Here is a 20186-nt window from a genome sequence, read left to right as displayed (position 1 = left end):
GTTTCTATTGAAAAGTAAATGTTTTTGGCAAAGGCGCCTTTACAGCTCGACGAATAATCGTCGGTTATGTAAAGGCGTCTTTTTTTTACGGGGAAAGCAGGTGTCTGAATGGCCGGAGTTCATTTGAAACGAGAAACGATCATTAGCGCTGGTATAGATATTGGCACGAGTACAACTAAAATTATTATCAGTCGCTTTTCACTTATGAATACCGCAGGGAGTACGGATATCCCGCGCATCGAAATTGTCGGTAAAGAAATCTTATACAAAAGTCCCATTTTTCGAACACCACTTAAAGATGCTATAACCATTGATGTAGCTAGCGTGGAAAAAATCATTCGGTCGCAATATGAGGAGGCGGGTGTACATTCATCGGATATCGAAACAGGAGCTGTCATCATAACCGGTGAAGCCGCAACAAAACAAAATGCAAGCGAAATCGTCCATCACCTCTCAGGTGAAGCTGGTGACTTTCTCGTGGCAACGGCTGGATCAGACCTTGAAGGAATAATCGCGGCAAAAGGATCCGGTGCATATGATCACTCGGTGAAAACTGGAAAAGTGACAGCCAACGTTGACATTGGTGGAGGTACAGCCAATATAGCTGTCTTTAAACGGGAGGAATTGCTAGGTACATGTACATTGCATATTGGAGGAAGACTCATTGAGTTCAGTGAAGGGTTGGTCACATCGATATCAACCCCCGTACAGAGGTTAATTGAGCAGGAAGGCTGGACTCTTACATTAGGGGATTCGTTTCATCACCTCGATATTGATAAAGTGACGGAATTCATGGCTGAGTCAATTGCACGTATTATAGCAAATGATCCAGTTTTAAAAGATGATGTACTACTACTGGGTCATCAGCCCAATTGGGAAGAAAAGGTTGAAGATATTATCTTTTCTGGTGGCATTTCTGAATGCATGTATAAAAAGGAATCGTCAAAACCCTCTGACATCTTGTACTGTGATATCGGAGTTAAACTGGCAGAGGCATTGTTAAAAAATAAAGCTCTCACTAAATGGAATAGAATCGAACCCAACGAGACTGTACGTGCGACGGTAATCGGTGCTGGAACCCAAACGACGGAAATAAGCGGTGCAACGATACATGTTGCTTCAGATGAGCTACCTCTAAAAAATATGCCTGTATACAAATTCTCGTTTAAAGATGGGTTTGAAAGCGGGCTTTCTATATTTGAAGAGTCTGTTAAAGAGGCAATTGACATATATGATTCGTTTCAGGAAGGACAAAATTTCGTTATTTATTTAGCGGATTTGCCATATATGGGTTTTAAGGATATTCAAACATTAGCAAAAGAAATTATAAAATTGATGGAACTGCGACATGATCCGGAGCAGCCAGTTGTTATCGTATTACAAACCGATCACGCCAAAGTGCTTGGTCAGACATTGCAGGCCATGAATGCTCGGCAAAGTGTCATATGTATTGATCAGATAAATGTAGAACATGGCGATTATATGGACATTGGACGCACTCGGCAGTCCGAAGTTGTACCTGTTGTCGTCAAAACACTAACGTTTCATTCAACATAAAGGAGATATAAATAGTATGAAGTTAAAAACCACGCTTGGCAGTAAAGTATATCAATTCACCAATTTAAAAGAAGTATTTGCAAAAGCAAATGAAGAGAAATCGGGAGATCGTCTCGCGGGGCTTGCAGCGGAAAATGTGCAAGAACGTATCGCTGCTAAAACAGTTATCAGTGACATTACGCTTGCTGATATTCGAAACACTCCGTTTTTACCTACTGATCAGGATGAGGTATCCGCCATTATTGAAGGCGACGTAAATGAAAAGATTTATTCGCAAGTGAAAAATTGGAGTATTGCAGAATTACGAGAATACATTTTGAGCAGTGAAATAGGAGACAGAGAGCTGAAACGGCTTAGTAAAGGACTGAACAGTGAAATGATTGCTGCAGTCACAAAGATAATGTCGAATCTGGACCTAGTTCAGGCGGGAAACAAAATGGAAATTTTAACTACCTGTAATATTACTATTGGTCAGAAAGGTACTCTATCATCGAGGTTACAGCCAAATCATCCGACTGACAATGTGGATGGAATGATTGCCTCCCTCAAAGATGGTCTCTCGTATGGAATTGGCGACGCACTAATTGGTATTAATCCGGTTAACGATTCTGTTGAAAGTGTGAAACGTCTTCTACACGCGACCAATGATTTTATACAAGAATGGAAGATTCCGACACAAAACTGTGTGCTTGCCCATATAAATACACAGATGAAAGCTATTCGAGAAGGCGCACCAGCAGATATGATTTTCCAAAGTATCGCGGGTACAGAAGCAGCAAACCGTTCATTCGGCATTACAGCTGAACTAATCGCAGAAGCTAATGAGTTGGCAAAAAGACAGGGAACAGGGACTGGGCCACAGCATATGTATTTTGAAACGGGTCAGGGTTCTGAATTGTCTGCAGAAGCGCATTTTGGTATTGACCAGCTGACGCTTGAATCGCGTAATTATGGCTTTGCCCGCCATTATGATCCCTATATAGTCAATACAGTCGTCGGTTTTATTGGTCCAGAGTATTTATATAATAGCAAGCAGGTTATTCGTGCCGGTCTTGAAGATCACTTCATGGGCAAAATGCATGGTCTTCCTATGGGTGTAGACATTTGCTACACGAATCATATAAAAGCCGATCAAAATGACATAGAAGACCTGGGTGTTTTACTGACAGCAGCAGGCGTAAACTTCATAATAGCCACACCTATGGGTGATGATTGTATGCTGAACTATCAATCTATGAGCTATCACGACGTGGCAACATTAAACCAGCTATTTGGAAAAACACCGGCGCCGGCTTTTCTGGAGTGGCTAGAGAAAATGGGGATATACGAAAATGGGCACCTTGGCCCTAACGCTGGTGACATTTCTTTATTTTCATAAAAAAGGGGGATACTTATTTTGCAAAATGAACAGCGGTTGCAACATATGAAGGGCCTAAACCAGGAAAATACCGAATTGATAGAAGAGTTACAAATGAAAACCCCGGCACGCATAGCAGTAGGCAAGGCAGGATCAAGACCAAAAACGAGTACTTGGCTTCAATTTCGGTTTGACCATGCAGCAGCAGTGGATGCAGTATACGGAGAAGTACCAGAAGAATTACTAAAGGAACTAGATTTATTCCAAGTTCAAACACGTGTTAAAGATAAAGAAGAATACATTCGCCGGCCAGATCTTGGACGCAAATTATCCGATGATGCAAAAGAGGTCATTAAAAAGAAATGCAAGTCTTTACCTTGCGCGCAAATAGTCGTCTCAAATGGCTTGAGCGCAAAAGCAATTGAGGAGAATGTGGAAGATGTGTATTTATCACTCGTCCAGTCACTCGGAAACTTAGGTATTGAAACAGGTACGCCTTTTTATGTTGATAAAGGCCGCGTTGCCCTAATGGATGAAATTGGGGAAATACTTCAGCCGGATGTGGTCATATTGCTGATTGGCGAGCGGCCTGGACTTGTTTCGGCTGAGTCACTCAGTGCGTATTTATGCTATAAGCCGCGTATCGGCACGATAGAATCGGAGCGAATGGTTGTCTCAAATATTCATAAAGGTGGCATTCCTCCTGTTGAAGCCGGTGCCTATCTTGGCACACTTATTCAAAAAATTCTAAAGTATGAAGCGAGTGGCATTTCGCTCGTGAAAAAGGAAGGCTAAATATTACAGCACGCTAAATTTCGTGAAGTTGTGGGCAATCAAGTTATTTTACATGTTGATGAAACAATTTACAGAGATGCTATAGAAAAATCGAACCCATTACAGCCCTTAGTGTAAAAAGAACTTAAATCCTTATTAGGGTTTAGGTTTTTTTGCATCAAACATAATCATTAAGCTTTCCTATACCGTCAATATTTAGAGTGTGTAAAATTCATATAAATAATCTCTTCCTCCTCAGAGCCCCTGCGATATTCTAAAGTTCCAACTTCATATTTTTAAAATGTGTTATATAGAGGGGGGAACTCTCAATTTTATTTTTTAGCATAATTTCTCATGAGGATTTTGAATATTTCGTTTCATTGCATGACGTCAGTCCCTTTGGTACACTAGGCAGAAGTGCTTTTCGCATTTTTGCTTGTATTTAATATCAAATTAGAATAAATTACTACATAAATCATGTATCGAGAAAGACTATTGAAAATATTACATACTAATTTAATGTTTTACGGAAAATCATGTGTTCATGCATGCTATGAGATTTGTGTGAGTGGCATGAGTTTACAAGGTTTTTCTTTGAAGATCTTGCATTAGTAATAAAATTAGGAGGAAGTAATGAATAATTATAAATTGACGATTCAATATGATGGCGGGCGCTATCAAGGCTGGCAGCGACTAGGTAATAGTGAAAATACGATTCAGGGGAAAATCGAAAGTGTTTTAACAGAAATGGTAGGGGAGCCGATTGAGATAATTGGTTGCAGCAGAACGGATTCCGGTGTACATGCTCTTTCCCAAATAGCGAATTTTAAGAGTGATACAAATATGACTGAAGCAGAAGTCATGAATTACTTGAATAGGTATTTACCTCGAGATATCAGTATTGTGGAAGTTACTTTAGTTTCCGATCGTTTCCATGCCCGTTATAATGCTAAGGATAAGACTTATTTGTATAAGATATGGAATGAGCAATATACTAATCCTTTCATGCGCAAATATAGTATGCATGTTGAGGAAAGCCTGCATGTCCCCAATATGATAAAAGCTAGTCATTACTTTATAGGCAGTCATGATTTTACTTCTTATTCAAATGCCAAGTCAAAGAAAAAGTCCATGGTGCGGGAAATATATTCGATTGATTTCGAAGAAAATGCCGGTTTCATCGAAATAAGAGTGCGTGGTAATGGTTTTCTTTATAATATGGTGAGGAAAATAGTCGGAACCTTAATAGAAGTTGGATTGGGTGAAATAGACGCTAAGAATATCCCAAGTATTATCGAGTCAAAAGAAAGAGTCCAAACGGGTCGTATGGCAGATCCAGCTGGTTTATACTTGGAAAACGTCGATTTCTAAATGAAAAAATAAAATCACTTGAACGGCAGAAGCATTCACAGATATGTTTCTCCCGTTTTTTTATTTTGCTTTAAACAAAAGGAGAGGGCGTTTCTTTCCGAAAGGTTCTGTTAACTGATATTTTTAATAAAAGATAATAACGAAAAAAAGATCCAAAATGAGTCCTTTTTTCGTTAATCTACTTCATCTAGTGTCCTATATAGTAAATGAAGGTTATTATCAACGCTATTTCTTTTTCTTAATGGCATCTCTACTCAATAAAAAGTAGGCAGTACCAGCTATAAATAACCCTGTGCTAAGCCACATTGCTATACCGTTCCATTCCCCATTAAACAATGTGATATTTGTTAGATTCACAAAAAATATTGCGATTAGAATAATGTACAATCCTGTTATCTCTTTCATTTTACCCCCCCAATTAAATTGGCTCTCTTAGTTGAATAACTAAAAACACTAATATTGATACGTTCTTAATGACCGATAAGTTTCATTAATTGGAAATAAACAACTTTCCTCTCATTTTGATTATAGAGCCTTTAGTTATTGAACATAGCCTTCCGAAAAAGCCAGTTCCATTCGCAAAAAAACCTACTGAAAAAGAAGGGTTCTTGACTTTTATTCATTTACTCTTTTCAACCGAAGGTTATACCTGAATGTCTCTTCGTCAGAATATAATTTGTACCCTAGACTATCGTTGTAATTAAGGAAAACTTTATCAGGAAGATGTTTTTTTGACTCACTTGAAATTAAGATAGGGATTCCATCAATGATGTGTTTTTCATCATCTTTGTTCTGGTTGTCGATTTTCAGTTCGTGTTCTACATAAATAGAACAACTTCCACGATAAATGGCTTCAATCCGAATGCCCTCAGAATCTTTATAATCTACTTTTTTAAGTTGGTCTACTGCAGCCTGTTTAATCTCGATTTGCATTTATACACACTCCTATTAAAATATTGCTTCAAAATTATTCTATGTATTCCTATACCCAATTATTTATAAATTAATGTGCTCAGTGAGGCTGCTTTAATTGGTGCAGATACTTCCCAGTATTCTTACTAATATTCTTATTCTGGAATACCATGTTTAATTATCTTTATTCTCTTTATCTGCGGTAGATTTGATAGAAGGAAATGTCATCCGAAATATGATTAAGCGAAGTATGATATTAAAAGAAGTAATGCTATAATAGGGTACTCAGGTAGATTAGGGAGTCTAGCGCCTAATTGAAAGGAAAGTATCCGAAACTTCTTCCTACGTTTAATTCGGGAACACTATCGGAGGTGTGTAATATGAATAAAAAATGGACTATTGAAAATATCCGTGATTATGTCACGAAGAATTCCGATAGTGAATTACTTTCTACTGAATATCTTGGGTACTCTCAAAAACTACAGTTTAAATGTTCATGCGGAAATGTTTTTGAAAAATCTTTCACTAAATTTAAAGGTAGCAATCAGAGAAGTTGTTCGGATTGTTCAGAGCCTAAAACTTCGCGTTGAGGTTAATAGATCTCTTATCGTAATGTAATGCAAAAAGTCGTTCAACAAGCTGAGTATTCAGAAGTTGAACGACTTTTTTGCATTCAAAAAGGTAGAGCTAAAAACTACTTGAAGATGAAAATCGAGTTTTCAATGATAGTCTATCAATAATCAAAGGGGGCCCGATAAGGACACCCACATAACCCATTAAGAGGGCATACCAATTATAGCTTTAGGCTCAAGGAATTCTTCAATTCCGAAATCGCCCCATTCACGACCGATTCCTGACTGTTTAAAACCGCCGAATGGTGCTGAATAGTCCGTTTTGGAATTGTTAACCGTGATTTGGCCAGCTCGAATGTTTGAGGCCACTTTTATTAATTCTTCTGGATTCGTACCAAATACATAGCCGGCTAAGCCATATTTAGTATCATTGGCTATTTCGATGGCCTCATCAATGTCTTCGTATGTGAGAATGGACATGACAGGTCCAAAGATTTCCTCTTGAGCAATGGTCATGTCGTTTTTTACATCGGTGAAAACTGTGATTTTGGTGAAATAACCCTTATCCAGTCCTTCTGGTTTTCCAGGTCCACCAGCTACAAGCGTAGCTCCTTCTTCTGTACCTTTTTTAATATAGGACTGAACGGTTTCCCACTGTTCCTTGGATACTTGCGGTCCCATAAAGGTGTTTTTATCTTGTGGATCGCCTACTGGGAAATCGGGCAGTGCTTCTTTGACTGCTTCGATGAATTCATCATGCATCGATTTTGGAACGAGGGTCCGGGTTGCAGCCGTACATACTTGTCCGGTATTCATCGCAACATTTAAGATAGCTGTTTTTGCGGCTTCTTTAACATTTGCATCTTTTAAAATGACTAATGGGGATTTTCCTCCGAGTTCAAGTGACACTTTCTTTATATCTTGGGCAGCATTTTCCATGATTTTCGTACCTACGCCACCAGAACCGGTAAAGGAAACAAAATCAATATCAGGATGAGAACTAATTGCGTCCCCAATGGTTGATCCAGATCCATTCACTAAGTTGAATACACCTTTAGGTAATCCGGCTTTATCGAATATCTCTGCTAAAATGATTGCTGCAAAGGGTGTCATAGCTGCCGGTTTTAAAACGACAGTGCTACCCGCGGCAAATGCACTCGCCAGTTTGGTAGAGGGTTGGTTTGTTGGGAAATTCCACGGCGTAATAAGTCCAGCCACGCCGATTGCCTCTTTTTTTATTAATGTGTTCCCACGTTGCTCAGTGAATTCGAAGGTTTTAAGAAGTTCAGCTGCCTTTTTAAAATGTTGTAATCCCATCTCGTATTGTACTTGTTCAGTACGTGTAACAGGAGACCCTAACTCTTCGGTCATAACCTTAACCAAATCGTCTTTGCGATTTTCATATTCTTTAGCAATATTCTCTAAAAGTTGAATTCTTTCTTCTTTTTCCATTCTGGAGAAGGATGGAAAGGCATTGCGAGCCGCTTTTACTGCCCGATCGACATCTTCTTTAGTACCAGCACTAATTTTTCCTATTACTTTTTCTGTTGCCGGATTTATAACATCAATCGTTTCAGAACCTGTGGAATCCACCCATTCGCCATTAATATATTGTTGTGTATAGTTACGCATATTTCCAGCTCCTTTTTTCATTTTGTCTTATAAGGTATTTTCCCGGTATAATGACGAATAAACTTAAAAACACACATCCTTGTTTTAGATGTGTGTGTTGGGAACCGATAATTACACAAATATAGACGGGTAAAAAAGGAAGGGGAGCAGGTAAGAGTAGAGGTTACTTCATGTTATCCCTAATATTGTCTGGAATCATTACTACTTCGGTTTTTAAATCGACCGGTCTAAATGTTTCATCAATACATTCTTTCCAATACTCTAAATGCTTCTTATCTATCCAGTGATCGGAATCGTTCACTTCCAGGCCATTTTCACCTTGGATGGAGTACCAATATAAATATTCATCACCATTTAACAGCTCTCTAAAAATGGTTTCTACATACATCTTTTCACCTTCGAGCGTGATCAGAACATCTTTCATATTTTTGTTTAAGAAAGTTAACCATTCATCTACATGTTCTGATTTTCCTTTTTTCACTTTAAATCTTGTAAGTTCTACATTCATATTTTTCTCCTATTAGATATATATTTTCTATTTTTTAAAAATAATTAACAATTATTCACTTCAGCTTGAAGATAGGATATTAGATAATGCGTCGATCACCCATTGATTATTTACGTATAGCAGGAATCATGGATGGTATTCCATTACTGGCATTATTAATTATTGCTATGCCGCTAAAATATTTTGCTGATTTACCACTTGCTGTGACGATTAACGGTAGTATACACGGGGTTATTTTTATGTTGTATATGGTCACTATTCTATATGCAGCTATTCGATCACAAATGAGAAGGCTGAATTACTTATTATTCGTCAATAGTTTATAAATGAATAGATATAAAGCTCATTAAAATCAGGAAAAAACAGAAAGTTTCTATATTGAAAAAGTATGGATTAGGCTTAAATCTACCAAAAAATTTAATTCGCTTGAGAAGACTAATATCAACTAATATAGCTAGAAAATAAACAATGAGTAAGCAAAATAGTGACATTATGATTGCCAATAAGAAGTTATTATTCTCCCAAAATGCAATGGTTAAAAATAATGCCCAGATACATTTTAAAATATTTGCTAAGAGCTCAAAAGGACCAGATAATGTTGCCATCATATGGTTACTACGTTCTTCCTGAGTGGTACTTTTATTTACTTCCCTTTCTATGTGTACTATATGACCTGTTTGCAAAGCCATGGTAATTATCATCATACTTAAATAAATTATACCGAAAATCATTCCAACCTGTAAGGCTTCGTTATTTAACAAATGAGTCATTGCAATCGGTATAGGTAACCACATTACATACATGACCGCCATTAATAAATGTAAAAATCCGAATTCATTATTTTTTGCTAATTTGTTGAATGTTGTAGCAATAAAAAGAAATAGTAAGATACCAATCCAGCCCAAAATTACAGTAGATAATAACATAAGTAATAATTCCTCTCAATTATTTTTAATGCAATCCTCATATACTTACCTCATAGCTTATTACTATGTATATATAGTACCATAAAAAGTAAATTTTTCCTCCTCGTAGTTAAAAGCAAAAACATTACGAAAAGAGCCTTTTATTTAGTTAATCGAACGTGTATTGAATTTCCTTTTAGTGACTACAAAACTATTCAATCTATCACAAGTTGATAAATAGGCTTTTGACCTGTTCATTTCTTTTGCGTTATTTGATAAGCTTATATCAACAATAGAATGAAGGGTGTAGGTAAGATGATTAAAGAGTTTAGGGAATTTATTGCTAAAGGTAACGTACTTGATCTGGCTATAGCAGTAGTGATGGGGGCAGCTTTTGGTAAAATCGTATCGTCACTAGTGGAAAATATAATCACACCGATTGTTGGGATTTTACTAGGGGGAATTGATCTCTCTTCGTTGTCCATAACGGTAGGCAAAGCAGTGATTCAATATGGTTCATTTGTTCAAGCTGTCATCGATTTCTTGATTATTTCGTTTGCGATTTTCATATTTATGAAGTTGGCAAACTCTATTTTTAGGAAAAAAGATCAAGAGCAAGAGGTAGTGGTCGAAGCACCAGCTACCGAGCAATATTTAAAGGATATCCGCGACCTTTTGCAAAAAAATGCACGAGAAAATGAGAGTAGATAATTTTTTTATCAAGACTCGCGATTATATGGGATGCTAAAGAACATGGTTTGAACTGATCGTTCAAACCATGTTCTTTTATTTATGGATTCAGCCATCCTATACGGTCATGATCTCTATATAAAAGTAATCTGAATAATGTATATCGGAAGATTGTAACGGCAAATATTCGAAGAAAAGCGTCTATTTCAATGCTTCTATTATATAAATATTTAGTCATTATTTATTTCTTCAAAAGCTACATATAAAGTGTATGTGACTAAAATCTAATAACAAAGATTACTCTAATAAGTTGATAGACTTTCATAACCTTCATATACAACATTCCTTAGCGTAACCTCAAGAGAGTAACCTCAAACCTTTAAACTGTGGGGATGTTTTACCAGAGCTTTTGTTAGATATTCGTTCTTTTTTTTTGAATATGAAATTTTATTTTTAGTTAGTACTATGGATTCATTTGAGAAATAGATGAAATTTTAAAAATTGGTGGTGTTGCAAGTAAATGAAGCTACCTGAAGAAAAGCGTTTAAAAAATTGTAGATCTTTCGTCCACTTGTAATTAGGAATAATCTCCTATAAAAGCAACGGCTCATTATTGCTGAACCATACTTCATGTGAGGTTTCATCACAATGGTACATTGTGCAATTGAAAAACAAATGATATAATTTAGAAAATTCCGAAATGTGAAACGAAAATTCCGAATTTCGGTATAGATTTATTAGATGACAAACTATCAATTTTTGAGAAAAGTTATTAGAGTTTTCGATAAAAAGGAGAAGTAAACCATGCATACAGTTGATTTGAATTGTGATTTAGGAGAAAGTTTTGGAGCTTATCAGATAGGAAATGATGAAGAGATTTTAGATTACGTCACTTCTGTAAATGTTGCCTGCGGGTTTCACGCGGGGGACCCATCAGTTATGAGGAAAACAGTTCAACTAGCTTTAGAGAAAGGTGTGAAGATCGGGGCTCACCCGGGTTTGCAAGATTTAATGGGTTTTGGGCGGAGGAATATTAAGATTTCCCCTCAGGAAGCTTATGATATCGTGGTGTATCAGATTGGTGCATTGAATGGCTTCCTGCAAGCAGAAGGAGGCCGGATGCAGCATGTTAAACCTCACGGAGCACTCTACAATATGGCCGCCCAAAACAGAGGGTTATCACAAGCCATTGCGGAGGCCGTATACAAAATTAACCCCGAGCTTATATTATTTGGCTTGTCGGGGAGTGAATTGATACGGGCTGGCCAATCTATTGGGTTGCAGACAGCTAGTGAAGTGTTTGCCGATCGAACCTATCAAAATGATGGATCCTTGACGTCTCGAATGGAAAAGGACGCATTAATTGCAAGTGATGAAGCAGCTGTAGCTCAAGTGATTAGGATGGTTAAGGAAGGAAAGGTCTTGTCACAACAAGGAACTGATGTAGCGATTATGGCAGATACCATTTGTATTCATGGAGATGGAGCTCATGCATTAAGCTTTGCGAGTCATGTGAATAAATCCTTGCGATTATCTGAAATCATCATTCGTTCGTTTACGTAATAATAGACACTAGGAGGTGAATCGATTGGAGCCAATCAAAAGTAAACCGGTACATACTATTCCGAATAAGCCAAAAACCAATAAGACTTTATTATTAGGTGCGGCATTCCTCATGGCAACATCCGCTATTGGACCAGGATTTTTAATGCAAACAACCGTTTATACCCAAAGCCTGGCAGCAAGTTTTGGTTTTGTCATTCTTATTTCGGTTATTCTTGATATCTTTGCTCAGACCAATGTGTGGCGCATTATCGCTGTATCCGAAAAGAGGGGTCAGGAAATTGCCAACATGGTTCTTCCTGGACTAGGCTACGTCCTGGCGGCCCTCATCGTAATGGGAGGTCTTGCCTTCAATATAGGCAACATAGCAGGAGCGGGTCTTGGATTGAATGCAATGACAGGCATATCTCCGACAACTGGAGCGGCCATTAGTGCAGTCATTGCCATTTTAATTTTTGTTGTGAAAGAAGCAGGAAAAGCGATGGACCGATTTACTCAAATCGCTGGTTTTGTAATGATCTGCTTGATGGTTTACGTTGCATGGACAACTTCTCCACCAGTAGGGGAAGCAGTAATGAAGACATTTGTACCCGATAAAATCGATATTATTGCAATCGTTACGTTAGTTGGGGGATCTGTAGGTGGTTATATTACCTTTGCTGGTGGACATCGTCTATTGGATGCGGGAGTTAAAGGTGTTGGAGCCCTTCCAGAAGTTACAAAAAGTTCGGTAGTAGGTATCTTAATAACAACCGTTATGCGAATTGCTTTATTTTTAGCTGTTCTGGGTGTCGTTTCCAAAGGGTTACAAATTGATTCAGAAAACCCTGCGGCTTCCGTATTCCAACTGGCTGCCGGAAATGCTGGCTATAAAATCTTTGGTATCGTTATGTGGGGTGCAGCCATAACATCAGTAGTAGGTGCTGCCTATACTTCCGTTTCATTTATCAGAACATTCAGCGAAAAGATAGAGAATAAAGCTAATTGGATCATTATTGGTTTTATTGTACTTTCTACTATCTGCTTTGTATTAATTGGTAAACCGGTTAAAGTACTCCTTGTGGTAGGGGCAATTAACGGCCTTATTTTACCGATTGCACTTGGAACACTATTAATCGCTGCTTATAGAAAGAATATTGTAGGTGATTATAAACATCCATTATGGTTAACAATCTCGGGTGTATTCGTTGTAGTGGTTATGGCATTAATGGGCGGTTATACATTAATTACTCAACTACCATCCTTATTTTAATCAAACTGGTTATGAGAAAAAGCCAATGTTATTTATAGGAGATGTCTAATATATGATAGATCTTTCACAAGCAACCCCTGCTGAATTGCGCTCAATGATTCGTAAGAATGAATGGATTAAACCTACTGCTGGGATGGCTAATGGTTATGCTCAAGCAAATTTAGCCATCTTAAAAAAAGAACACGCATTTGATTTTTTATTATTTTGTCAGCGTAATCCTAAATCTTGTCCATTACTGGATGTGACAGAAGTAGGTTCACCCATTCCTGAGTTCGCGGCCGAAGCAAGCGATATCCGGACAGATATTCCGAAATATCGAATCTACAAATATGGAGAACTGGTAGAAGAAGTGACGGATATAACTGAATATTGGGAAGACGATATGGTGGGGTTCTTAATCGGTTGCAGCTTCACATTCGAACATGCGTTACTGAAAAATGATATCCCCATTCGCCATATCGAAGAAGAATGTAATGTTCCTATGTATAAAACCAATATACCTTGTATAGATGCAGGTATATTTCACGGGAACATGGTAGCAAGCATGCGTCCTATCCCGCAAAAAGAAGTCGTTCGGGCTGCACAAGTTACATCACGTTTCCCCGCTGTTCATGGCGGACCTATCCATATCGGAAGTCCGGAGTCCCTTGGCATTTCTTCCATTGATCTACCTGACTTTGGGGATGCCGTGACCATTCACGAAGGTGAAGTTCCAGTATTCTGGGCATGCGGAGTGACACCTCAATCCATCGCCATGGAAACAAAACCAGCGATCATGATTACGCATGCACCAGGACATATGTTCATAACGGATATTCGTGACGAAAAATTGGGTGTCTTATAATAAATGAAAAGAGATGAGTTCAATGCCGGAAAAGCTTTCAGATCATACAAAAGGTGTACTTTCTCCATTAGGCGATTCCGCAATCGTGATTACATTGGGAAAAGAAATGAATGTTGACATTCACAAAAAAATAAAAGTATTCATGAACATGCTCGAAGAAGAACCATTTATAGGCTTCATAGAATGTGTACCGGCTTTTACAAACTTGACGGTCTATTATGATTCGCTAATGATCTATAAAGAACAAAAGCTAAAGAGTAAAGAAGAATATATTTCACCTTATGAAGTGGTTCGGTCAATCATCGAAAGGAAACTACAGCGGATGAAGAAAGACAAAGCCCTGCCCCAACGAACGGTCACTATACCGGTATGTTATGGGGGAGAATTTGGGCCGGACCTTGAACATGTAGCTCGTTACAATCATTTAACCACTGAGGAAGTCATTCATATCCATTCTAATGGAGAGTATTTAGCCTATATGATTGGGTTTGCACCAGGTTTTCCATTCTTGGGAGGACTTTCTGAAAAAATTGCGACACCTAGGAGGCCTTCACCCAGGATGAGCATACCTAAGGGAGCCGTTGGAATTGCAGGCATGCAAACAGGCGTATATCCCATTTCAACACCTGGAGGTTGGCAACTGATTGGTCAAACACCATCCAAGCTATTTTTACCGAATGAATCCCCACCGACCTTATTACAAGCAGGTGACAAAGTGAAATTCACCCCGATTACTTCTATAGAGTATAAAGAAATGACTCTTAAGGAGGAGTTAAAATGAGCGTGAGTGTAATCAAGCCAGGATTATTAACCAGTATTCAAGACCTTGGAAGAAAAGGGTATCAGCAGCACGGAGTCATAGTAAGCGGAGCCATGGATCCCTTTTCCCTTCGCATTGCCAATATATTGGTTGGCAATAAAGAAGGAGAGGGCGCTCTAGAAATTACCTTAATGGGTCCCACTCTTAAAGTGGAAAAAGATTGTTTAATCGCGATAACGGGTGGGGACTTGACACCTACCGTCAATGGACGAGTTGTTCCGATGTGGAGACCTATCTTTTTGAAAAAGGATGCGATTCTTGCGTTCGGAGGGTGTAGATCAGGATGTCGGACTTATTTGTCTGTAGCAGGGGGGTTCAACATTCCTTCTGTTATGAATAGTAAAAGCACCTATTTAAAAGGTGGACTGGGCGGATATAAGGGGCGTGCGCTACAAGCAGGTGATGAGATAGAGATTAATGAAGAGCTTCCTAGTGAAGAGAAGCGCGCGTTCAATGATTTCTCTACAGTCAAATGGTTTGTTAACGGGAAAGATTTCATGCCCGAAAGCAAACCTGTTATCCGATTTATACAAGGAAGCCAGTATGAATTTTTTACGGATTCCAGTAAAGATGATTTTGAAAACGAATCTTATAAAGTATCCAACCAGTCTGACAGGATGGGCTATCGAGTATCAGGTCCTTCAATGGAATTTAAAGAGAAGCGGGATTTACTGTCAGAGGCTGTAACAAATGGTTCGATTCAAGTTCCACCAGACGGGAATCCTATCATTTTACTTGCGGATAGCCAAACAACGGGAGGATACCCTAAAATTGCTCAAGTAATTACGGCTGATATACCATTTATTGCCCAAGTTAAACCAGGAGAATCCATCCAGTTTTCCAGAGTGACTTTAAGAGAAGCCGAGCAACTTTATCTTCAAAAAGAACAAATGCTAAAAGATCTGAAGACCTCAATTTCATTAGCCTTGAAAGAAATACATCAATAATATCTACATTAAAACTGCGTTATAGGAAAGTATCTCTTACTCTGAGAGCACTTTCTTTTTTTATTCTTTCATAGATAATGGCGAATGAGGCTCTACTTAATTATTTCCATGATTTATAATAAAATGATGGTAAAAGTGAACGTAAAGAAAGGAGATATTGCATGCAAGCGCATAATAAAACGGTAGTAAAATCGATGCAAATTCTTACCCTTTTCTTAAATCATCCTAAACTATCATTTAATGAAATGATGATTTATTCCGACCTTCCCAAAACGTCCCTACATCGAATGGTTGTATCGTTAGAGGAAATGGGGTTCTTAACAAAAGATGGGGATGGAAATTATTCACTGGGGCTTATTTTCTTACAGTTTGGACAATTAGTTAGTGAACGCTTAGATATTAGGACAATTGCATATCCCGTGATGAAAGAGCTTCGAGATGAAGTAGAAGAGGCTGTGAACTTAATTATAAGGGATGCCGATGAAGCAATGTATATAGAGAAAGTAGATACGATGCAGCCTGTACGTCTCTATACCTCGATTGGCCGGCGCTCCCCCCTTTATGCAGGTGATTCTCGTATCATTCTTGCCCATTTACCTGAAGAAGAGCAGGAAGCATACATAGAAAAAGTGGAATTAAAGTCAATCGCCATAGGAACAATCAGCGATAAAACAATTCTTCGGCAGGTTTTGGAAGAGTCGAAGAAAAAGGGATATACCATCACGTCATCAGAACTTGAAAATTACACAAAATCCGTCAGTGCACCCATATTAAATGGTAAAGGTCAAATTGTTGCCGGTATAAGCGTAGCAGGAATCGAAGCGCGCTTTAAAGAAGACCGCTTACCGGAATTAATTGAGAAAGTAATGAATGCAGCTAAACGGATTTCTTATAAAATGGGATTTAAATCTTAACAGATTAAAGGCATTTATCAGGAAATATTCACCTTTAGGGGGTAGAGAATGAATACACTGTCTCGACCAGTAACGGCAATCAGTATCGCTTTCGTTGTGATGATTTGGGGTTTATGTTGGCCTATTTATAAAGTGGCACTCATCTATTCGCCACCACTGCTTTATGCTGGAATGCGAACATTGTTAGGCGGTCTGCTCTTAGCCTTCACGCTACTTCCCCAATGGAAGAAAATACAGTGGAAAAGAAATTGGTACATCTATGTAATCGTTGCATTCTTCAACACCATCATCTTCAATGGTGTCCAAACAATTGGTCTCCAATATTTACCCTCAGGATTATTTTCTGTAATCGTGTATCTTCAACCCGTTTTAGTCGTTCTAATAGCATGGATGTGGTTGAAGGAAACATTATCTGCTATTAAAATTGTTGGGTTAATGATTGGGTTTCTTGGAGTTGTGCTAGTTTGTTTGGATGGAATGAATGGTAATATTTCATATATTGGCATTCTATTAGCACTTATCACGGCAATTGGTTGGGCATTCGGTGTCGTTTATGTTAAGAAGACAAGTACGCAAGTGCATGGATTGTGGCTGGTTGCAATGCAAAGTATCATGGGTGGTTCATTTTTAACTGGAAGTGGCCTGGCGGTAGAAAATGTGTCAAATATCGTGTGGAATAGGCCTTACATATTCTGTTTAATATTTGGTTCGATCTTCAGTATGGCGTTAGCGACCGCGGTATATTTTAAACTAATGAGTTCCGGGGAAGCAAGTAAAGTGGGATCCTTTACCTTTCTTGTCCCATTAATAGCGGTAGGGATAGGAACCCTATTCTTGGGTGAGCCATTCACTGCTTCCCTCCTTGAAGGCATGGTCCTGATCTTACTTAGCATTTATTTAATTAATCGGCAAAGTTCAACAAAAGCAAAGAAAAACGTCGCATAAAATATGAGCTCATAAAGGGAAAATAAATCAAAATTGCAGAAGTACAAAAGGATGCAGCTACCGTATATAACAGGTGGATCCTTGCTGTCAATGCATGGTTTACTTTAATAGTCGGCAAATTTCTTTTGCAACGATTAATCTGCTAGCATCCACATCTATACGATGATGTCGACATGATGCGTATGGAAGAAACTCTCACCTTGTGCACATGAATATCGATGAAGGGTCTCAGGATTATGATGAAACAGCTGAAAGTCAGTATGGAAATCTGGTCAGGGGAAAGAGCATCAAGGAAATTCATAATATGGCTGAAGTGATGCGATTGTATACTGAGCAGCCTATTATATGGGTTCAAGTAGCTCGATAGAATTTAAGAAAAGCGCAACCACTTCTAAAGATGGTTGCGCTTTTTTCGTAAGCAGGGAGGGGTGAAATATTTCTTTCAAATGCAAAATGAGATTCATCACAGCATGTCTATTTTAGATTTCTTTTATATCTGTCCACACATGAGCTTTCTATGATGAATACATTACAAAGAACTGAAAAAATGGTTTAGAAATCCTTAAAAGGAAGTAAAGCTTCAACTTTGTCTTGAGTGAAGTAGTTTTCTTGATGGCAAAAGGTTCTTACAAATACTTTTAGGTGAAGTAATTAAAGGAGTATCCTATACCATGAAAATCCTAATGATTTCTTCCGGCTATAAAGGAATTTACCCACATTTTGAACAAGCCATAGAGAAAGCATTGAGGAGTTCCGGGCATTACATTCGAACAATAAAACCAGCTTGTGAACAAGAAATAATGGGTGCAATCAGAGAGTTTCATCCCGATTTCATCATTACGCTTGTTGGTTTCATGGTGAATGGGACCTTGATGGAATGCCTCAAAAAAAGCGGCTTGATTCTTTGTATATGGCTTACAGAAGATCCTTTCTATATGGATAAGACGATAGAAATGGTTAAGGATTATCATTATGTGTTTACTGTAGATGTAGGAGCATTCGAGCATTACAGGAAGAAGTTCCCCGACAAAAAAATTTTCTTTCTCCCATTAGGAACAGACCCATTCCTGTATAGGCCTTCTAACAATACAGTCCAGTATTCATATGACGTTTGCATCGTTGGCTATCCGTATCCAGATAGGGTTGAATTAGCAAATGATATCCTGAATAAAACCCCATATAGATTGATCCTTGTGGGACCCCGATGGAAAAAACACATGGCCAACCAGCCGAAAGAAAGGGTAGACATCATCAATAGGTGGGTGGCTCCAGAAACTGTAAGGAATCTTTTTACCACTTCAAAAATCATCTTGAATCCTCATCGAGCTTTCGATTTTGAAAAAAACAGTAATTCTATAGGAATTATTAATAAAAGCATAAATAATAAAACTTTTGATATCGCAGCTAGTGGTAGCTTCCAACTAATTTCTAATCAAACCGATATAAAGAAACATTTTCATCCTGATGAAATTGTTTCATATAGAGATCATACTGATTGCTTGGATCTGATCAATTATTATATCGATAAGGAAAGTGAAAGAAGTCAATATAGCGAAAAAGCTTATGATAGAGTGCTGAATTGTCATACTTTTCCTCATAGAGTTCAGTACATCCTTAAGCAACTAATTTTAAATTAAAGGGCGGAATTGAATGTTTTCTTTAAAAAATAAGACAATCTTGGTAACTGGTGGAACCGGTTCATTTGGGAAAAAGTTCGTTCGTAAGGTGCTAGAAATGGATGTTAAGAAAGTGATTATATTCAGTAGGGATGAATTAAAACAATATGAAATGGCTCAGGAATATACAGATCCAAGAATCCGTTTTTTTATAGGCGATGTAAGGGATAAAGAGCGGTTATTTCGGGCATTTGAAGGTGTGGATGTTGTCATCCATGCTGCCGCTTTAAAACATGTGGGCATTTGTGAATATAATCCTTTTGAAGCCATTAAGACAAATATCCATGGAGCCCAAAATATTATCGAGACTGCGATTGACAGAGGAGTGGAAAGGGTGGTGGCTTTAAGTACCGATAAAGCAGCTAGCCCCGTCAACCTCTATGGAGCAACAAAATTGGCCTCAGATAAATTGTTTGTGGCCGCAAATTCATATGCAGGAAATAAGGAGACCCGGTTTAGCGTGGTTCGTTATGGGAATGTCGTTGGAAGTCGGGGAAGCGTCGTTCCATTTTTCAAAAAAATCAGGTCGACAGGAAAACTGCCGATAACTGATGAGCGAATGACTCGATTTTGGATTACCTTGGAGCAAGGTGTGCAGTTTGTTCTTGATAACCTCAAAAGAATGAAAGGCGGAGAAATTTTTGTTCCAAAGATACCAAGTATGAAAGTGACGGATTTAGCAAAAGCGATTGCCCCAGAATGTAAAGTGGAATTCAAAGGAATACGTCCTGGTGAAAAATTACATGAAGCTATGATCACTGAAGATGATGCACGTCGTACATTGGAATTCGATACGTTTTACATCATTCAACCTGAGTTTCCATGGTGGGATTCAGAATCATTGAAAGGTGGAAAACCGGTTTTAGAGGGATTTAGTTATATAAGCAATACAAATGACCATTGGTTATCTGTTGAAGAGTTGAAGAAGTTAGTGCAAGAGTAAAGGC

Annotated in this window: 22 protein-coding genes; 17 read left to right on the top strand and 5 right to left on the bottom strand. The window is 38.2% G+C overall.

All coding sequences use genetic code 11. The annotated features are described in order from the left end of the window. The first annotated feature begins 108 nt into the window (after window positions 1-108). The 4 genes from ACQKL5_RS03705 to truA all read left to right on the top strand — a co-directional run bounded on the left by ACQKL5_RS03705 (window position 109) and on the right by truA (window position 5059). Entirely contained in the window at window positions 109-1557 is a 1449-nt protein-coding gene (locus ACQKL5_RS03705; RefSeq protein WP_427606682.1) for an ethanolamine ammonia-lyase reactivating factor EutA, read from the top strand. A 16-nt stretch (window positions 1558-1573) separates the two neighbouring features. Then, window positions 1574-2935 carry an ethanolamine ammonia-lyase subunit EutB gene (locus ACQKL5_RS03700; protein WP_427606681.1) on the top strand — a complete coding sequence of 454 codons (1362 nt, stop codon included), beginning with the start codon at window positions 1574-1576 and terminating at the stop codon, window positions 2933-2935. A 45-nt stretch (window positions 2936-2980) separates the two neighbouring features. Beyond that, window positions 2981-3709 carry an ethanolamine ammonia-lyase subunit EutC gene (eutC, locus tag ACQKL5_RS03695; protein ID WP_427606978.1) on the top strand — a complete coding sequence of 243 codons (729 nt, stop codon included), beginning with the start codon at window positions 2981-2983 and terminating at the stop codon, window positions 3707-3709. Window positions 3710-4321: 612 nt separating this feature from the next. Beyond that, the gene (gene truA / locus ACQKL5_RS03690; RefSeq protein WP_427606680.1) at window positions 4322-5059 is read left to right on the top strand and encodes a tRNA pseudouridine(38-40) synthase TruA; all 738 of its coding nucleotides are present in this window, start codon (window positions 4322-4324) and stop codon (window positions 5057-5059) included. 225 nt (window positions 5060-5284) lie between these two features. On the opposite strand, the gene ACQKL5_RS03685 is transcribed toward truA, so the two are convergent. Together ACQKL5_RS03685 and ACQKL5_RS03680 are read right to left on the bottom strand one after the other, a co-directional pair. Then, on the bottom strand, window positions 5285-5464 hold the full coding sequence (locus ACQKL5_RS03685) for a hypothetical protein (RefSeq protein ID WP_427606679.1): 180 nt from the start codon (window positions 5462-5464) through the stop codon (window positions 5285-5287). Between the two features lie 210 nt (window positions 5465-5674). Beyond that, window positions 5675-5992, bottom strand: coding sequence for an iron-sulfur cluster biosynthesis family protein (locus ACQKL5_RS03680; RefSeq protein WP_427606678.1), 318 nt, complete (start codon window positions 5990-5992; stop codon window positions 5675-5677). Window positions 5993-6351: 359 nt separating this feature from the next. Here ACQKL5_RS03680 and ACQKL5_RS03675 point away from each other — a divergent pair, with 359 nt between their 5' ends. After that, entirely contained in the window at window positions 6352-6561 is a 210-nt protein-coding gene (locus ACQKL5_RS03675) for a hypothetical protein (protein ID WP_402966829.1), read from the top strand. Window positions 6562-6747: 186 nt separating this feature from the next. On the opposite strand, the gene ACQKL5_RS03670 is transcribed toward ACQKL5_RS03675, so the two are convergent. Both ACQKL5_RS03670 and ACQKL5_RS03665 read right to left on the bottom strand, forming a co-directional pair. After that, entirely contained in the window at window positions 6748-8175 is a 1428-nt protein-coding gene (locus ACQKL5_RS03670; RefSeq protein ID WP_427606677.1) for an aldehyde dehydrogenase family protein, read from the bottom strand. A 163-nt stretch (window positions 8176-8338) separates the two neighbouring features. After that, window positions 8339-8683 carry a DUF6176 family protein gene (locus tag ACQKL5_RS03665; RefSeq protein WP_427606676.1) on the bottom strand — a complete coding sequence of 115 codons (345 nt, stop codon included), beginning with the start codon at window positions 8681-8683 and terminating at the stop codon, window positions 8339-8341. A gap of 86 nt (window positions 8684-8769) precedes the next feature. On the opposite strand from ACQKL5_RS03665, the gene ACQKL5_RS03660 reads away from it, so the two are divergent. Continuing rightward, a complete protein-coding gene (locus tag ACQKL5_RS03660; RefSeq protein ID WP_427606675.1) occupies window positions 8770-9009 on the top strand; it encodes a DUF3817 domain-containing protein in 240 nt (79 codons plus the stop codon). On the opposite strand, the gene ACQKL5_RS03655 is transcribed toward ACQKL5_RS03660, so the two are convergent. After that, a complete protein-coding gene (locus ACQKL5_RS03655) occupies window positions 9004-9609 on the bottom strand; it encodes a hypothetical protein (RefSeq protein WP_427606674.1) in 606 nt (201 codons plus the stop codon). The two genes, ACQKL5_RS03660 and ACQKL5_RS03655, sit on opposite strands and share 6 nt — an antisense overlap. A gap of 294 nt (window positions 9610-9903) precedes the next feature. Here ACQKL5_RS03655 and mscL point away from each other — a divergent pair, with 294 nt between their 5' ends. The 11 genes from mscL (at window position 9904) to pseB (ending at window position 20182) form a co-directional block, all read left to right on the top strand. Then, complete coding sequence (gene mscL / locus ACQKL5_RS03650; RefSeq protein WP_427606673.1) at window positions 9904-10299, top strand: large conductance mechanosensitive channel protein MscL; 396 nt, start codon at window positions 9904-9906, stop codon at window positions 10297-10299. A gap of 783 nt (window positions 10300-11082) precedes the next feature. Beyond that, a complete protein-coding gene (locus ACQKL5_RS03645) occupies window positions 11083-11841 on the top strand; it encodes a LamB/YcsF family protein (protein ID WP_427606672.1) in 759 nt (252 codons plus the stop codon). A gap of 112 nt (window positions 11842-11953) precedes the next feature. After that, window positions 11954-13093, top strand: coding sequence for an NRAMP family divalent metal transporter (locus ACQKL5_RS03640; RefSeq protein ID WP_427606977.1), 1140 nt, complete (start codon window positions 11954-11956; stop codon window positions 13091-13093). 52 nt (window positions 13094-13145) lie between these two features. Further along, complete coding sequence (locus ACQKL5_RS03635) at window positions 13146-13937, top strand: putative hydro-lyase (RefSeq protein WP_427606671.1); 792 nt, start codon at window positions 13146-13148, stop codon at window positions 13935-13937. A gap of 13 nt (window positions 13938-13950) precedes the next feature. After that, window positions 13951-14718 (top strand): 5-oxoprolinase subunit PxpB, encoded by a 768-nt coding sequence (gene pxpB, locus ACQKL5_RS03630; protein ID WP_427606670.1) that lies wholly within the window; start codon window positions 13951-13953, stop codon window positions 14716-14718. Then, window positions 14715-15704 carry a biotin-dependent carboxyltransferase family protein gene (locus ACQKL5_RS03625; RefSeq protein ID WP_427606669.1) on the top strand — a complete coding sequence of 330 codons (990 nt, stop codon included), beginning with the start codon at window positions 14715-14717 and terminating at the stop codon, window positions 15702-15704. The genes pxpB and ACQKL5_RS03625 overlap by 4 nt, the downstream gene beginning before the upstream one ends. Before the next feature lie 161 nt (window positions 15705-15865). Continuing rightward, window positions 15866-16618 (top strand): IclR family transcriptional regulator, encoded by a 753-nt coding sequence (locus tag ACQKL5_RS03620; protein WP_427606668.1) that lies wholly within the window; start codon window positions 15866-15868, stop codon window positions 16616-16618. A gap of 48 nt (window positions 16619-16666) precedes the next feature. Beyond that, on the top strand, window positions 16667-17563 hold the full coding sequence (locus tag ACQKL5_RS03615) for a DMT family transporter (protein WP_427606667.1): 897 nt from the start codon (window positions 16667-16669) through the stop codon (window positions 17561-17563). A gap of 208 nt (window positions 17564-17771) precedes the next feature. After that, entirely contained in the window at window positions 17772-17930 is a 159-nt protein-coding gene (locus tag ACQKL5_RS03610) for a hypothetical protein (RefSeq protein WP_427606666.1), read from the top strand. 304 nt (window positions 17931-18234) lie between these two features. Then, a complete protein-coding gene (locus ACQKL5_RS03605) occupies window positions 18235-19200 on the top strand; it encodes a CgeB family protein (protein WP_427606665.1) in 966 nt (321 codons plus the stop codon). Window positions 19201-19213: 13 nt separating this feature from the next. Continuing rightward, complete coding sequence (pseB, locus tag ACQKL5_RS03600; protein WP_427606664.1) at window positions 19214-20182, top strand: UDP-N-acetylglucosamine 4,6-dehydratase (inverting); 969 nt, start codon at window positions 19214-19216, stop codon at window positions 20180-20182. Window positions 20183-20186 lie beyond the last annotated feature (4 nt).

The organism is Peribacillus sp. NPDC097675, from assembly GCF_050277655.1.
Taxonomy (GTDB): domain Bacteria; phylum Bacillota; class Bacilli; order Bacillales; family DSM-1321; genus Peribacillus.
The sequence above is the reverse complement of the archived record's forward strand: the minus strand, read 5'-3'. Positions and strand labels throughout refer to the sequence as shown.